The sequence below is a fragment of the Nitratireductor sp. StC3 genome (assembly GCF_003015025.1).
GTDB lineage: Bacteria > Pseudomonadota > Alphaproteobacteria > Rhizobiales > Rhizobiaceae > Mangrovimarina > Mangrovimarina alexandrii.
This window is the reverse complement of record NZ_PYBP01000011.1, coordinates 67,598-80,768: the sequence shown is the minus strand read 5'-3', so window position 1 is coordinate 80,768 and position 13,171 is coordinate 67,598. Positions and strand designations below refer to the sequence as shown.

General features: G+C 66.1%; 17 protein-coding genes. 8 read left to right on the top strand and 9 right to left on the bottom strand.

Annotated elements, in window-relative coordinates:
* Positions 1-33: 33 nt before the first annotated feature.
* Positions 34-327: a 30S ribosomal protein S21 gene (gene rpsU, locus C7T96_RS19685; RefSeq protein WP_106572964.1), complete on the bottom strand. Its 294-nt coding sequence runs from the start codon at positions 325-327 to the stop codon at positions 34-36.
* Positions 328-585: 258 nt separating this feature from the next.
* Complete coding sequence (nth, locus tag C7T96_RS19680) at positions 586-1,332, bottom strand: endonuclease III (RefSeq protein WP_106572963.1); 747 nt, start codon at positions 1,330-1,332, stop codon at positions 586-588.
* A gap of 21 nt (positions 1,333-1,353) precedes the next feature.
* Here nth and C7T96_RS19675 point away from each other — a divergent pair, with 21 nt between their 5' ends.
* The 4 genes from C7T96_RS19675 to C7T96_RS19660 all read left to right on the top strand — a co-directional run bounded on the left by C7T96_RS19675 (position 1,354) and on the right by C7T96_RS19660 (position 4,200).
* The gene (locus tag C7T96_RS19675) at positions 1,354-1,839 is read left to right on the top strand and encodes a DUF2244 domain-containing protein (RefSeq protein WP_106572962.1); all 486 of its coding nucleotides are present in this window, start codon (positions 1,354-1,356) and stop codon (positions 1,837-1,839) included.
* A gap of 80 nt (positions 1,840-1,919) precedes the next feature.
* Positions 1,920-2,798 carry a bifunctional helix-turn-helix domain-containing protein/methylated-DNA--[protein]-cysteine S-methyltransferase gene (locus tag C7T96_RS19670; RefSeq protein ID WP_106572961.1) on the top strand — a complete coding sequence of 293 codons (879 nt, stop codon included), beginning with the start codon at positions 1,920-1,922 and terminating at the stop codon, positions 2,796-2,798.
* Positions 2,799-2,938: 140 nt separating this feature from the next.
* Entirely contained in the window at positions 2,939-3,832 is an 894-nt protein-coding gene (locus C7T96_RS19665) for a ribokinase (RefSeq protein ID WP_106572960.1), read from the top strand.
* 80 nt (positions 3,833-3,912) lie between these two features.
* On the top strand, positions 3,913-4,200 hold the full coding sequence (locus C7T96_RS19660; protein WP_127599860.1) for a hypothetical protein: 288 nt from the start codon (positions 3,913-3,915) through the stop codon (positions 4,198-4,200).
* Between the two features lie 83 nt (positions 4,201-4,283).
* Here the strand turns inward: C7T96_RS19660 and C7T96_RS19655 are convergent, their stop codons facing one another.
* Positions 4,284-5,225: a nucleoside hydrolase gene (locus C7T96_RS19655; RefSeq protein ID WP_106572958.1), complete on the bottom strand. Its 942-nt coding sequence runs from the start codon at positions 5,223-5,225 to the stop codon at positions 4,284-4,286.
* Between the two features lie 114 nt (positions 5,226-5,339).
* On the opposite strand from C7T96_RS19655, the gene C7T96_RS19650 reads away from it, so the two are divergent.
* Positions 5,340-5,765, top strand: a complete 426-nt coding sequence (locus C7T96_RS19650) for an Hsp20 family protein (RefSeq protein ID WP_106573040.1) — start codon at positions 5,340-5,342, stop codon at positions 5,763-5,765.
* Positions 5,766-5,829: 64 nt separating this feature from the next.
* On the top strand, positions 5,830-6,096 hold the full coding sequence (locus tag C7T96_RS19645; RefSeq protein WP_238719921.1) for a DUF1150 family protein: 267 nt from the start codon (positions 5,830-5,832) through the stop codon (positions 6,094-6,096).
* A 229-nt stretch (positions 6,097-6,325) separates the two neighbouring features.
* Here the strand turns inward: C7T96_RS19645 and ptsN are convergent, their stop codons facing one another.
* From ptsN to lptC, 6 genes are all read right to left on the bottom strand, one after another.
* A complete protein-coding gene (gene ptsN / locus C7T96_RS19640) occupies positions 6,326-6,790 on the bottom strand; it encodes a PTS IIA-like nitrogen regulatory protein PtsN (RefSeq protein ID WP_106573038.1) in 465 nt (154 codons plus the stop codon).
* A 120-nt stretch (positions 6,791-6,910) separates the two neighbouring features.
* On the bottom strand, positions 6,911-7,495 hold the full coding sequence (gene raiA / locus C7T96_RS19635; protein WP_106572957.1) for a ribosome-associated translation inhibitor RaiA: 585 nt from the start codon (positions 7,493-7,495) through the stop codon (positions 6,911-6,913).
* A gap of 241 nt (positions 7,496-7,736) precedes the next feature.
* Positions 7,737-9,269, bottom strand: a complete 1,533-nt coding sequence (rpoN, locus tag C7T96_RS19630; RefSeq protein ID WP_106572956.1) for an RNA polymerase factor sigma-54 — start codon at positions 9,267-9,269, stop codon at positions 7,737-7,739.
* 132 nt (positions 9,270-9,401) lie between these two features.
* Entirely contained in the window at positions 9,402-10,199 is a 798-nt protein-coding gene (gene lptB, locus C7T96_RS19625) for an LPS export ABC transporter ATP-binding protein (RefSeq protein ID WP_348627263.1), read from the bottom strand.
* Between the two features lie 14 nt (positions 10,200-10,213).
* Positions 10,214-10,777 carry an LptA/OstA family protein gene (locus tag C7T96_RS19620; RefSeq protein ID WP_106572954.1) on the bottom strand — a complete coding sequence of 188 codons (564 nt, stop codon included), beginning with the start codon at positions 10,775-10,777 and terminating at the stop codon, positions 10,214-10,216.
* A gap of 1 nt (position 10,778) precedes the next feature.
* Positions 10,779-11,462, bottom strand: a complete 684-nt coding sequence (lptC, locus tag C7T96_RS19615; RefSeq protein WP_158264424.1) for an LPS export ABC transporter periplasmic protein LptC — start codon at positions 11,460-11,462, stop codon at positions 10,779-10,781.
* Positions 11,463-11,771: 309 nt separating this feature from the next.
* On the opposite strand from lptC, the gene sppA reads away from it, so the two are divergent.
* Together sppA and C7T96_RS19605 are read left to right on the top strand one after the other, a co-directional pair.
* Positions 11,772-12,752 (top strand): signal peptide peptidase SppA, encoded by a 981-nt coding sequence (gene sppA, locus C7T96_RS19610; protein ID WP_106572952.1) that lies wholly within the window; start codon positions 11,772-11,774, stop codon positions 12,750-12,752.
* A gap of 46 nt (positions 12,753-12,798) precedes the next feature.
* Positions 12,799-13,080, top strand: a complete 282-nt coding sequence (locus C7T96_RS19605; RefSeq protein WP_106572951.1) for an integration host factor subunit beta — start codon at positions 12,799-12,801, stop codon at positions 13,078-13,080.
* Positions 13,081-13,171: the final 91 nt, after the last annotated feature.

The following is a 13,171-nucleotide window of genomic DNA, read 5'->3' as shown; positions in this document are numbered from 1 at the left end:
CCCGATCGATTTTTCAGCCGTAAAAAGGTTGGCTCAGGCCTGATTCGGCGTCGCGGCGGCGCCGGCAGCCTGGGGGCGGGGTGCGCCCGGGCGCACGGGACGCGGCTTCTTCTTCGGTCCGGGCAACAGGCCTTCGCGCTGCGCCAGCTTGCGCGCGGCCTTGCGCGAGCGCCGAACGGCTTCGGCCTTTTCGCGCGCGCGGCGCTGCGACGGCTTCTCGTAGGACCGGCGCGCCTTCATCTCGCGAAACACGCCCTCGCGCTGCATCTTCTTCTTCAGCACCTTGAGCGCCTGCTCGACATTGTTGTCTCTGACAAGTACCTGCAATGGTCTTCCTTCGTCTGCGCGACAGCGTCGCTGGTTGCAAACAGCCTTGCGGCCGGTTTGGCCCGCGTCCTGAACTGGTCCGACACGGAACGGTTTCCCTTCCCGGGGGCGAAACGAAAGCCTTCGCCTCTCATCGGGCTGGCGTGGCACGGTCGCGGACCGTCTGCGCATACGCCGGGCAATCGGGATGTGGGCACGATGTAGTCCATCCGGCCGCGAAGTGCAAGGAAGGCCGTTCCCAAGCCGTTTGAGGCCCGTTCAGCCGGTTTCGGCTTCCACGAGCGGAGCGGGGATCGCGCTGGTCTTTTCGGCGGCCTTGCACAAATCGGCGATCACGCAGCGCTCGCATTCGGGTTTGCGCGCCTTGCACACGTAGCGCCCGTGCAGGATCAGCCAATGGTGGGCGTGGCGCAGATAGTCTTCGGGAATGATGTCCAAAAACCGCTTCTCGACCTCGTCCGGCGTCTTGCCGGGCGCCAGCCCCAGCCGGTTGCCGATCCGCAATATATGGGTGTCGACGGCGAATGTCGGCTGCCCGAACGCCATGTTTAGCACCACGTTGGCGGTCTTGCGGCCGACGCCCGGCAGTTTCGTCAACTGGTCGCGGTCGGCGGGCACCTGGCCGTCATGGTCGCGAATCAGCGCTTGCGACAGCGCGATCACGTTCTTGGCCTTGTTGCGCCACAGCCCGATCGTGCGGATATGGTCGCCGACCCTGTCTTCGCCGAGCGCCAGCATCTTTTGCGGCGTGTCGGCGACGGCGAACAGCCCGCGCGTCGCCTTGTTGACGCCGATATCGGTCGCCTGGGCCGACAGCACCACCGCGACCAGCAGCGTGAAGGCGTTGACGTGATCGAGCTCGCCCTTCGGCTCGGGGCGCTGCACCGCGAAACGGCGGAAAATCTCGCGCACCTCGTCCGGCGCATAGAGCGAGCGGCGCCTTTTGCGCGGCATCTTGGCACCGGCCGGCGCGCGTGCGGCCTTTTTGTCCTTTGGCTTCAGCATGAAGGCTCTATAATCCCTCTCATGAGCGAAACCTATGCCGCGGACGAACCTTTCTTCAAGGCGCTGCTGACGCCGCACCGCTCGCTCGGCCGGACCGGCTTCCTGCTGCTGATGGGGGCGCTGGTGGCGGGATGGGGGGCTGTCGGCCTGTTTTTCCTCGCCGCCGGGGCTTGGCCGGTCGTCGGCTTTTTCGGGCTCGATATTCTGGCGCTCTACATCGCCTTTCGCCTCAACTATCGTGCCGCCCGCGCCCGCGAGGAAGTGTCGGTGTCGCGCACGCGCGTCGCGATCCGCAAGACCGCGCCGTCCGGGCGCACGGAGGAACATCGGTTCAACCCGTTCTGGGCCCGGTTTTCGGTTGCCCGCCACGACGAGATCGGCATAACCGGGATGGCGGTCGAGGGGCAGGGACGGCGGGTATCGCTCGGCGGCTTTCTCAACCCGGACGACCGCGAAAGTTTCGCGACCGAATTCGGCCGCGCGCTGGCGAACGCCAAGATGCGCTGACGGCGGCGCCGCGACTTGTCAGGAATCGGGTGGAGATCGTGATGCGGCAGAACGATAGTGGCGCTCAAGGAGACCTGACCATGAACGCTCACACCGCGATCCTCGAACGCGACATCACCCCCGAAGGCGGCGACTACGAGATCGTGCGCCGCGTTATCGAAAAGATCAGCCTCGACTATCGCGACCAGCCGTCCCTCGACGCGCTGGCCGCCGAGGTCGGCGAGACGCCGACCGGGCTGCAGAAACTGTTCACCCGCTGGGCCGGGCTCTCGCCGAAGGCGTTTTTGCAGGCGGTCACACTCGACCATGCGCGCCGGCTTCTGGACGAGGGCGCGCCGCTTCTGGAAACCGCGCTCGAGCTCGGCATGTCGGGGCCCGGGCGGCTGCACGACCTGTTCGTCACCCACGAGGCGATGTCGCCGGGCAACTACAAGACGCGCGGCGCCGGCCTGACGATCCGCTACGGCTTCCACGTCTCGCCGTTCGGCATCGCGCTGGTCATGGCGACCGAGCGCGGCCTGGCCGGCCTTGCCTTTTGCGACGCCGGCGGCGAGCGCGCCGCCCTCGACGACATGGCGGGCCGCTGGCCGAACGCCACCTATGTCGAGGACATGGCCGCGACCGCGCCCTATGCCGGGCGCATCTTCGATCCGCAGCGCTGGCGGCAGGAAGAGCCGTTGCGGGTCGTGCTGATCGGCACCGATTTCCAGGTCCGGGTCTGGGAGGCGTTGCTGCGCATTCCGATGGGCCGGGCGAAACCCTATTCGGCGATCGCCACCGAAATCGGCGCGCCCAAGGCAAGCCGTGCCGTCGGCGCGGCCGTCGGCGCCAATCCGCTCTCCTTCGTCGTGCCCTGCCATCGCGCGCTCGGCAAGTCGGGGGCGCTGACCGGCTATCATTGGGGCCTGACGCGCAAGCGCGCCATCCTCGGCTGGGAGGCCGGCCAGACCGCCGCATAGGCTTGGCCGCGCGGTGCCGACGGCGCCGCGCGCATCGCAGGTCAGCTCTCGTTAAGCTACACGCCACGTAGGGCGATCGTGCCGATTCCTTTTTAGCGATTGATGCGCTAGCGTCGCCGCCGGTTTGCGGGAGACGTCTGTTGGTCATCGTCATCGGTTCCATCAATCTCGACCTGATCGCCTCGGTCGGGCGCCTGCCCGGTCCGGGCGAGACGGTCGCCGGGGACGGGTTCGCCACCGCGCCCGGCGGCAAGGGCGCCAATCAGGCGCTGGCGGCCGCGCGCGCCGGCGCGGCGGTGCGCATGGTCGGCGCGGTCGGCAAGGATGGCTTCGCCGCCGAAGCGCTGGCCCTTCTGGAGCGGGGCGGCGTCGACCTGACGGGTGTCGGCGAAACCCACGCCTCGACCGGCACCGCCCTCATCCTGGTCGGCGGCGACGGGGAAAACATGATCGCGGTCGTGGCCGGCGCCAACGCGGCGGTGCTGCCGGGCGACGTCTCCAAGGCCGCGCCCGGCGCGGGCGACGTGGTGCTGATGCAGCAGGAGATCCCGCTCGAGACGATCCGCGCCGGGCTCGAGGCCGCCCGCGCGGCCGGCGCGGTCTCCGTGCTCAACACCGCGCCCTACAACGACGAGGCCGCCGATCTGTTGGCGCTGGCCGATTATGTCGTGGCCAACGAAACCGAGTTCGACCTGTGCGCGCGCGCCCTCGACCTAAAGGGGCAAGACCGGGAGGCGCGCATGCGCGATTTCGCCGCCGGGACGGGGCGCACCGTCATCGTCACGCTCGGCGGCGAGGGCGTGCTTGCCGCCGCGCCGGACGGCTTTTTCCGCGTTGCCGCGCTTGCGGTCACGCCGGTCGATACGGTCGGCGCCGGCGACACGTTCTGCGGTTATCTGGGCGCGGCGCTGGAACGCGGCGAACCGCTCGAGGCCGCCTTGCGCCGCGCCGCGGTCGCCGGCTCTCTCGCCTGCCTGAAGCCGGGCGCGCAGCCCGCGATCCCGCTCGCCGGGGATGTCGAGGCGCGACTATGACTGCCGGCCGGAACGAGGCGCGCGGGTTTCGGGAGCCGATGCCGGACCGGCGCGGCGGGCGGTGGCGCCCCCGCCTGAGGATGCTCTTGCCGCTGGTGCTGATCGGCGTGCTTCTGGCCGGCCCCATCATCATCTGGCTGATGCAGGACAACAAGCCGATCTTCGAACAGATGGAAATGCTGGGCAGCGTGGTCGCCGTCGAGCCGGCCAAGGACGGCGCCGCCGGTGGCGCGCGCATCACCATTCGCATCGACAACAGCACCCAAACCGTCGTGGTCAGCGGATCGCCCGACATCGAGCCGGGAACGAAGGTGACGATCCTGCGCACGGTCAAGCCCGACGGCACGTCGCATTACGCGCTGAACTGACATCGAGGCGTGGCGCGCGCCACGCCAGTCGCTTGGCGCCGCCGCCGCGCGCTTCCAGCCAAGTCTAGCGACAGCGAACGGTGTTAAAGCCGCCCCAGCCTGTCGGTCAGCAGCTCGAAAAACCCGTCGGCGTCGATGTCGCGCATCACCATGGCGTTCTTCGGCCGATCGGTGACGTCCCACCAGTCGACGACGGTCATGCCCATCGTCAATTCCGAGGCGGTCTCGACCGTGACATTGCATGCCCGCCCGCCGAACAGGTCCGGCCTGAGAAGATAGGCGATCACGCAGGGGTCGTGCAGCGGCCCGCCATCGGTGCCGTATTTTTCCTCGTCGAACCGCTCGAAAAATTCCAGCAGCGCCGCGGCCGCGGCACCGACCGGCGTGGCCAGGTCGCGAAAGCGCGCCACGCGTTTGGCGGTCGTCAGCGCCTTGTGGGTGACGTCGAGCGGCATCATCACCACCGGAATGCCCGCGCCAAGTACGATGTCGGCGGCGTGCGGGTCGACATAGATGTTGAATTCGGCGGCCGGCGTGACGTTGCCGCCCTCGAAGAACCCGCCGCCCATCAGCACGATCTCGCGGATCCGCGGGGCGATCCGCGGTTCGCGGATCAGCGCCAGCGCGATATTGGTCAGCGGCCCGAGCGGGCACAGCGTCACCTGGCCGGCCTCCTCGGCCATCAGCGTGTCGACGATGAAGTCGACGGCGTAGCGATCCTGCAGCGCCATGGTCGGTTCGGGCAGGTCCGGCCCGTCGAGCCCGGTACGGCCGTGCACGTGTTCGGCCGTGACCAGCCCGCGCACCAGCGGCCGGATCGCGCCGGCGAACACCTTCGTGTCGGGCCTGCCGGCCAGTTCGCAGATCTTGCGCGTGTTCTTTTCCGTCAGCGCCAGCGGCACGTTGCCGGCGACCGCCGTGATGCCCAGCACGTCGAGTTCGGGGCTGGCGAGCGCCAGAAGGATGGCGATCGCGTCGTCCTGGCCCGGATCGGTATCGATAATGATCTTGCGTCCGCCGGCCATGCCCATCCTCCAAAACCCACTTGAACTCGTTGTGGCAGCGGACCATATCAGGTGCATGCGGGAAAACGCCATCTGGGTTTTCCCCTATCCACGTCGCTCTTTGAGGACATGATGATGACGCGAATGACGCCTTTTTCGAGCCCGCTGCTTCTGGGGTTCGAGGCGATGGAAAAGACCCTGGAACGGGCGGCCAAGGCCGCCGACGGGTATCCGCCCTACAATATCGAGCGCATACGCGGCCACGATGGCGGCGGCGATTGCCTCCGGATCACGCTCGCTGTGGCCGGGTTCTGCGAGAACGATCTCGAGGTCGCGACCGAGAACAATCAGTTGGTCATCCGTGGCAAGCAGGTAGACGAGGTCGAACGGGATTTTCTGCATCGCGGCATCGCGGCGCGTCAGTTCCAGCGCGCCTTCGTGCTGGCCGACGGCATGCGGGTGATCGGCGCGGAACTGAAGAACGGTCTGCTGTCGGTCGATCTCGACCGGCCCGAGCCCGAGCATCATGTACAAAAAATAAACATCTCGGTGAAAGACTGATCCTTGCACCGATAGCTCTGAAGAGGGCCGACCCGGGTGGGTGGTCCGACGGATGGAGGCTGCCATGACGCATAACGAGAATCACGACGTCAAATCGACCATGAGCCAGACGCAATTCGCGCATCTGGGCGAGGGCGCTGTCGCGTATCTGCGCAAAGTGTCCAGCGACGAGCTTCGCGGGCGTTATCCGGGCCTGCCGGACATGGCCCCTGGGCTCGAATTGTGGGCGCTGTTTGCCGCCAACGGCCAGCCGATCATGCTGACCGACGAGCGCGAGAGCGCGCTCGGCGCGGCGATCCAGAACGACCTGACGCCGCTCAGCATCCATTGATCGGGGTTCTTGGCCACGCATCGGGCGGCGTCGCCGCGCCGCCCTTCGGCCGATGATCGCGAAGGAACCCGCGCCCGGTTCCAAAAACCACGCCGATCGCGCCTGAACGCAAGGTCGACCGACTTGTCAAAAGCGCTTCCGGGCGAAGCGGATACCGGTCCGCGGCCCGAAAACGCGTGAAAGCAACGAGGCGGGGCCGGTCCGCGCCTGCGCGGAAAGCGGAACGGCCCTAGGCGGCGTGCGAGGCCGGTTTGGAGGCCAGGAAAGTGTGGATCGCCGTGGCGTCCTTGGTGCCGCGGATCTTGGCCACGGTGTCGCTGTCGCGCAGCACGCGGGCGATTCGCGACAAGGCCTTGAGATGGTCGGCCCCGGCGCCCTCCGGCGCGATCAGCAGAAACACCAGATCGACCGGCTGGTCGTCCAGCGCCTCGAAATCGACCGGTGTTTCGAGCCGGGCAAAGACGCCGGTGATCGCGTCGACGCCGGGCAGCTTGCCGTGCGGGATCGCGATCCCGTTGCCGACGCCGGTCGAGCCCAGCCGTTCACGCTGCAAGATCGTGTCGAAAATCTCGCGCTCCGAAAGACCGGTAATGGCGCTGGCCTTTTCGGCCAGAAGCTGCAGCACCTGCTTTTTGGAGTTCGCCTTCAAGGCCGGCAGTACCGCCGGAACCTCGATCAGATCGCTGAGATCCATTTTCGCGCGTTCCTTTCTCTGCATACCGCGCCGAGGCTCCCTGACATGGGAGCGCCGCGGCTGTCAGATCGTGGATCCAGGGTCACGGCCCGTTTGAATCATGTCAACGGGGTCGTGGCCCTAGGCACTGTTGCCGGAAACCGATGACGGGTCGATCCAGCCAATATTGCCGTCCTCTCGCCGGTAGACGATGTTGACGGCGTCGGTCCCGGCATTACGAAAAACGTAGACGGGACTGTCCTTGGTATCGAGTTCGATGACGGCGGAAGCCACCGACATCGTTTTGAGCGCCATCGACGATTCGGCGACGACGGCGGGCGCGAAGTCCTCGGGAACTTCCTCGTCCTCATCGGCGACCGGCGCCATGATCGTGTAGGAAATGTCGGTCCAGGCCGCTTCTTCGGGCGCTCCCTGGTGCGATTTCAGGCGCCGCTTGTAGCGGCGCAGCCGCTTTTCCACCCGGTCGGCCGCGGCGTCGAAGGCGGCCTGCGGGTCCTGCGCCCTGCCTTCGGCCTGCAGCGTCATGCCGGTGTCGAGGTGCAGCATGCAGTCCGCGGCGAAGCGCGAGCCGGTCTTTTCGACCGTCACCCGACCCGAGAACCCCCCGTCGAAATATTTGTCGACCGCTTCGGCTATCCGACCGTCGATGCGGGCGCGGAACGCATCGCCGATTTCCATTTGCTTGCCAGAAATGCGCAGGCTCATTTGAAAGCCGACCTTTCCTTGCCACACACGACGCTATCGCCCGAGTTTATACCCGTGGCCGCCGCTTACAAGGCTCAGCGGCGACACCAATGCTGGCTTCAGTGAAAAATTCCGGAATACCGTTCCGCCATCGTCCTGCTGCGGCCGCCTCATGGCGTGCCGCCCATCGGGTGGCGGGCTTCTAGTCACTCCATTGGGCTTTGTCAACGCGGGTCCCGCGCCCGGCCGCGCGGCGCCGCCGTCACGGACCGGCCGCCGCCAGCGCCCGCTTTTCGCGGCGCCTCTGAACGGAAGAGGGAATGCTCATGCTTTCCCGATACTTGGCGACCGTGCGCCGGGCGATGTCGACCCCGGTTTTCCTCAGGATATCCACAATCGCGTCGTCGGACAGAACTTTGGCGGGATTTTCCCGCGCGATCATCTCGCGGATGTGGTGCCGGACGGCCTCGGCCGAATGGGCCTCGCCGCCTTCGGCCGAGGCGATGGCGGCGGTGAAGAAGAACCGCAGTTCGAACATGCCGCGCGGGGTCAGCATGTATTTGTTGGTGGTCACCCGGCTGACGGTCGATTCGTGCATGCCGATCGCGTCGGCCACCGTGCGCAGGTTGAGCGGGCGCATATGGCCGATTCCGTAGGCCAGAAACGCGTCCTGCTGTTTCACGATCTCGGACGCGACCTTCAGGATCGTTCTGGCGCGCTGGTCCAGGCTGCGCGTCAGCCAGTTGGCGTCCTGCAGGCATTGCGAGACGAAGTCGCGGTCTTCCCTGGAGCTCGCCTGGCGCGAGACGCGGGCGAAATAGGTCTGATCGACCAGGACCCGCGGCAGGGCGTCGGGGTTGAGCTCCACCGTCCAGCCGCCATCCGGCGCGGCCGAGACCACGACGTCGGGCAGCACCGTCTCGATGCCGCTGTGCAGGAAGGCCGATCCCGGCTTGGGATCGAGGGCGCGGATTTCGGCCAGCATGTCGATCAGGTCGCTTTCGTCGACCCCGCACAATTTCCGCAGCGCGGCGAAATCGCGTCGTGCCAGCAGATCGAGATGGCCCAGAAGCGTGCGCATGGCCGGATCCAGCCTGTGCCGCCGTGCAAGCTGCAGGGCCAGGCATTCCGCGAGGTCGCGGGCGAAAAGCCCGGCCGGATCGCAGTTCTGGCACACGCGCAGAACCGCCTCCACCGTGTCGGTTTCCACGTTGAGCCGGCCGGCGACTTCCGCCACGTCGACTCGCAAATAGCCGCATTCGTCGAGTCCTTCGGCGAGATCGGCCGCGATCAGCCGTTCGGTCAAGTCGGAAAAGGCAAGCGCCAATTGCTCGCGCACATGGTCGCGCAGGCTCGGCGCGGCGGCCGTCACGTCCTCGAAGTCGAACCCGTCCGCGCTGCTTGCACCGAGCCCCGGCCCCGCGCCGGCGCCCGATTTCCAACTGGCAGACAAGGCCGGACCGAGCCGGTCGCCGCCGCCGGGATCGTCGGGAAAGACGTTTTCGAGCGTGGTGTCGAACTGGCCGGCCAGCGCTTCGGCATCGTTGCTGAGGCTGGTCTCGAACCAGTCGCCCTGCGGGGCGACGTCGCTCGCGTCGGCCTCCGGCAGGCTCGCCTCGGCCCCGGCCGTGTCGGCGTCCTGGCGCTCGAGCAGCGGATTGCGCTCGATCTCCTCGTCGATGAAGCGGTCCAGCTCGTGATGGGTCAACTGCAGCAGCCGGATCGACTGCATCAGTTGCGGCGTCATCACCAGCGACTGCGACTGGCGCAGCTGGAGCTTTGCTGTCAGCGCCATCAAGAATCCCGCGTTTCCGCCCGATCCGCCGGGCGGCATCCGAAAAAACCTGAGGCCATTAGAAACTGGCCCGGCTTTTGCTTGTCAAGCGCCGGTCGCCGCAACCGCGGCGCGCGCCCGACAGCGGGCAAGCTACAGGGAAAAGCCTTCGCCGAGGTAAAGACGGCGCACGTCGGGGTTGTTGACGATGTCGGCGGCACGACCGTGGGTAAGCACCTGGCCGGCGTGCAAAATATAGGCGCGGTCGATCAGTCCCAGCGTCTCGCGGACATTGTGGTCGGTAATCAGCACGCCGATGCCGCGCGCCGTCAGGTGGCGCACCAATTGCTGGATGTCGGACACCGCAATCGGGTCGACGCCGGCAAACGGCTCGTCGAGCAGCATGAAATTGGGGTTGGAGGCGAGCGCGCGCGCGATCTCCAGCCGGCGGCGTTCGCCGCCCGACAGCGACAGCGCCGGCGCCTTGCGCAGGTGGGGAATGTGAAATTCCTCGAGAAGCTCGTCGAGTTTTTCGTCGCGTCGCTTGCGGTCCTTTTCGACCACTTCCAGCACCGCGCGAATATTGCCCTCCACCGTCAGGCCGCGGAAGATCGAAGCCTCCTGGGGCAGATAGCCGATGCCGAGCCGCGCGCGCCGATACATCGGCATGGTCGTGACGTCGAAACCGTCGATCTCGATCATGCCCTCGTCGACCGGCACCAGCCCGGTCACCATGTAGAAGCAGGTGGTCTTGCCGGCGCCGTTCGGCCCCAGCAGGCCGACGGCCTCGCCGGCGCGCAGCCCGATCGACACGCCGCTGACCACGGTGCGCCCGCGATAGCTCTTGGAAAGCCCGCGCGCGATCAAGGTGCCCTTGTATTTTTCGCGGTCAGGACGAACGCCGCTCGTCTCGCCGCCGGTCTTGTTGCCGCCAAGAAATCTCGAAAACACGGTCAAGACACGGCCTATTGGCTCTGGGACTTGGGCTGAAGCAGCATTTTCACGCGCCCGGTCGCGCCCTCCGACTGGCCGCAGCCGTCAAGCAGCGCGTGGCCACTCGCCATCTGGACCGTGAGCTTGCAGCCGACGAGCACGTTGCCGTCGTCGGACAGCACCACCTCCTTGCCCGTCATGACCAGAATCTCGGTTTTCATGTCGAAGGACGCCTTGTCGGCCGTCGCGACCTGCGTTTCGGTTTTGACATAAACGTTCTCGTCGACTTCCAGCCTCTCGATGCGGCTGGCATCCGGCCCGGCCGTCGCGGCCGGTTCGGCGGCTCCGTCGGTCGCGTAGTAGACCGTCATGCGGCCCGATTTGAGCAGGGTCGGCCCCTGGACCACGTTCACATTGCCGGTAAAGATCGCGATCCCTTCGGCGTCACGCACCTCCAGCCGGTCGCTTTCGATCTGAATCGGTTCGTCGCCCGACAGTTTCAGTCCGGTCATGCGGGGTTCTGACTGGGCCATCGCCGCTCCCGCCAGAAGCACGCTCAGGCCGAAACCGGACAGGGCAGTTGCGATTCTTTTCATTTCAGTCCCCGGCCTTGGCTTCTTCGCGCGGGGCTTGGTCCGCCCGCTTCTGCGGCTCGATCATGACCCGGACCCGCTTTTCGAAAACGAACACCTTGCCCTTGTCCAGCACTTTGAATGTGTCGGCCGTCACCCTCGAACCATCCTGCAGGATGTCGACCGGCTCGGCCGTGCTGAGCTCGCCCGCATCGATATTGATGAATGCCGACTTCAAATTGGCGATCATGCCGTCGGTGGTCTTGAAAGTGACGGGGCTGGTAATGTCAAGCGTGTTGCCGGTGTCGTCATAGGTACCGGTCCGCGCCACGACACGGGCCCAATTGTTCTCGTCGACGGGAAATTTCGCGTCGATTTCCTCAAGCTCGATCGCACCGGTCTGCGACAGGTCCTGGATCGCGCGCAGCGCCGTCAGCGTGTAGGGCAGGTTTTCCTGGGTGTAGCCGCTCACCTTCGGGTTCGCCATCACCAGCTTGCCGTCGCGCACCGCCGCGCCTTCGACGCCGATCGACACCGAACTCGGCGACAACAGGTAGGAATAGCCGAAAAAGCCGATGGCGAGCGCCGCGCCGACCAGCGGCAGGGCGAGCTTGACCACGCGCACCCTTTTCGAATAGCGCCTGGCCTTGAGAAATGCGGCTTCCTCGCGTCCGGTTGCCTCGGGTGCCGAGCCGTGAGCGCTATGCAAAGGCTCGCTCCTTTTTGGGGGCTTTCGAAAACATGCGTCTGTCGGTTTCGCGTTGGAGTGGACCATCCATGAAATGCCGGCTTTCGCGCATCGATCAAACCGACCCTTTTCAGGATAACGTCTTCTTTTCTCGATTTTCAGCCCAATATGGTTATTTTTGGGTGACATGCGAGGATTTTGCCTGAGTTGCGGGTCTTACGAGCCGCGGGCTGAAGCCGCGCAGCGCTGAAATGTCCGCTCCGGGCGTTTCATTGCATGGCCGATCCGGTCTAAGAGACCGGCACCAAAGACGATTCTTGCGAGGCACCTATGGCATTGCGCGCCGACGACCTCATAGACCGCCGCCGGCTGCGGCGAAAACTCACCTTCTGGCGCGTGGCCGCGCTGCTGGTGGCCGCGGTGGCCATCGCCGCCTACGGGTTTCGCCTGTTCGGCGACAGCCTGCCCGGCAGCGGCGCCGACCAGATCGCCAAGGTCCGCATCGAAGGCACGATCACCGAGGACGAGGAGCTTCTCGACCGCTTGGAGCGGATCGCCGAGACGGACAGGGTCAAGGGCGTGATTCTGGCGGTGGATTCGCCCGGCGGCACCACCGCCGGCGGCGAGGCGATCTTCGAGGCCGTGCGCCGCCTGGCCGAGAAAAAGCCGGTCGTGGCCCAGGTCGGCACCCTCGCCGCCTCGGCGGGCTACATGATCGCCAGCGCGAGCGACCATATCGTGGCCCGCAAATCCTCGATCGTCGGCTCGATCGGCGTCCTCGTGCAGTTTCCCGACGTCACCGGGCTGATGGACAAGGTCGGCATCAAGCTGGAGGAGATCAAATCCTCCCCGCTCAAGGCCGAACCCTCGCCGTTCAACCCGACCACGGACGAGGAGCGGGCGATGATCCGCGCGATGATCCTCGATTCCTACGACTGGTTCGTCGGGCTGGTCACCGAACGGCGGCCGCTGTCGCGCGCCGAGACCGAGCGTCTCGCCGACGGCTCCGTGTTCACCGGGCGCCAGGCGCTCGACCGCAAGCTGGTCGACGCCCTCGGCGGCGAGGAGACGGCACTTGCCTGGCTGAAGTCGAAGGGCGTCGACACAGAACTCGACGTGATCGAGTGGAAACCGAAACGCACCACCTCGCCCTATCTGTTGGTCGATGCGCTCTTGGGAGACGCGGGCGCGGGCCTGGGTCTTGAAAAAGGCGGAGCCGCCCTGTTGCGTGCCCTTGGCGCCGAACGGCTCTTGCTTGACGGTCTGGTATCGCTCTGGCAACCTGCCGAGGGCGTGGCAGGGGAACAATAAAGCTCGGACAATCAAGGATTTCGGGCAAAACAGGATCGGCGCAAACATGATCAAATCCGAACTCGTACAGACGATTGCAAATCGCAATCCGCATCTGTTTCTGCGCGATGTCGAAAACATCGTGAACGCCATTTTCGAGGAAATCAGCGAGGCCCTGGCCGAAGGCAACAGGGTCGAATTGCGCGGCTTCGGCGCCTTTTCGGTCAAGAACAGGCCGGCGCGTATCGGGCGCAACCCGCGCACCGGCGACGCCGTCGAGGTCGAGGAGAAATGGATCCCGTTTTTCAAGACCGGCAAGGAATTGCGCGAGCGCCTGAACGCAAAATGAGACGGCCGTGCTTGCGCGGCGCTCCGGCGCGGGGTACGCGAGCGGTGTGCAGCGTGACCCGTAAGCCGGGAGGCCGGGTTTCGGAAAGAGT

What these genes read in the sequence shown, in the direction of transcription:
- C7T96_RS19650 (WP_106573040.1), top strand. Translation starts at nt 5,340, where the DNA reads ATGACGCGAATGACGCCTTTTTCGAGCCCGCTGCTTCTGGGGTTCGAG.
- C7T96_RS19660 (WP_127599860.1), top strand. Translation starts at nt 3,913, where the DNA reads ATGCTCTTGCCGCTGGTGCTGATCGGCGTGCTTCTGGCCGGCCCCATC.
- nth (WP_106572963.1), bottom strand. Translation starts at nt 1,332, where the DNA reads ATGCTGAAGCCAAAGGACAAAAAGGCCGCACGCGCGCCGGCCGGTGCC.
- rpoN (WP_106572956.1), bottom strand. Translation starts at nt 9,269, where the DNA reads ATGGCGCTGACAGCAAAGCTCCAGCTGCGCCAGTCGCAGTCGCTGGTG.
- C7T96_RS19655 (WP_106572958.1), bottom strand. Translation starts at nt 5,225, where the DNA reads ATGGCCGGCGGACGCAAGATCATTATCGATACCGATCCGGGCCAGGAC.
- ptsN (WP_106573038.1), bottom strand. Translation starts at nt 6,790, where the DNA reads ATGGATCTCAGCGATCTGATCGAGGTTCCGGCGGTACTGCCGGCCTTG.
- C7T96_RS19675 (WP_106572962.1), top strand. Translation starts at nt 1,354, where the DNA reads ATGAGCGAAACCTATGCCGCGGACGAACCTTTCTTCAAGGCGCTGCTG.
- C7T96_RS19670 (WP_106572961.1), top strand. Translation starts at nt 1,920, where the DNA reads ATGAACGCTCACACCGCGATCCTCGAACGCGACATCACCCCCGAAGGC.
- raiA (WP_106572957.1), bottom strand. Translation starts at nt 7,495, where the DNA reads ATGAGCCTGCGCATTTCTGGCAAGCAAATGGAAATCGGCGATGCGTTC.
- C7T96_RS19645 (WP_238719921.1), top strand. Translation starts at nt 5,830, where the DNA reads ATGACGCATAACGAGAATCACGACGTCAAATCGACCATGAGCCAGACG.
- C7T96_RS19605 (WP_106572951.1), top strand. Translation starts at nt 12,799, where the DNA reads ATGATCAAATCCGAACTCGTACAGACGATTGCAAATCGCAATCCGCAT.
- C7T96_RS19620 (WP_106572954.1), bottom strand. Translation starts at nt 10,777, where the DNA reads ATGAAAAGAATCGCAACTGCCCTGTCCGGTTTCGGCCTGAGCGTGCTT.
- sppA (WP_106572952.1), top strand. Translation starts at nt 11,772, where the DNA reads ATGGCATTGCGCGCCGACGACCTCATAGACCGCCGCCGGCTGCGGCGA.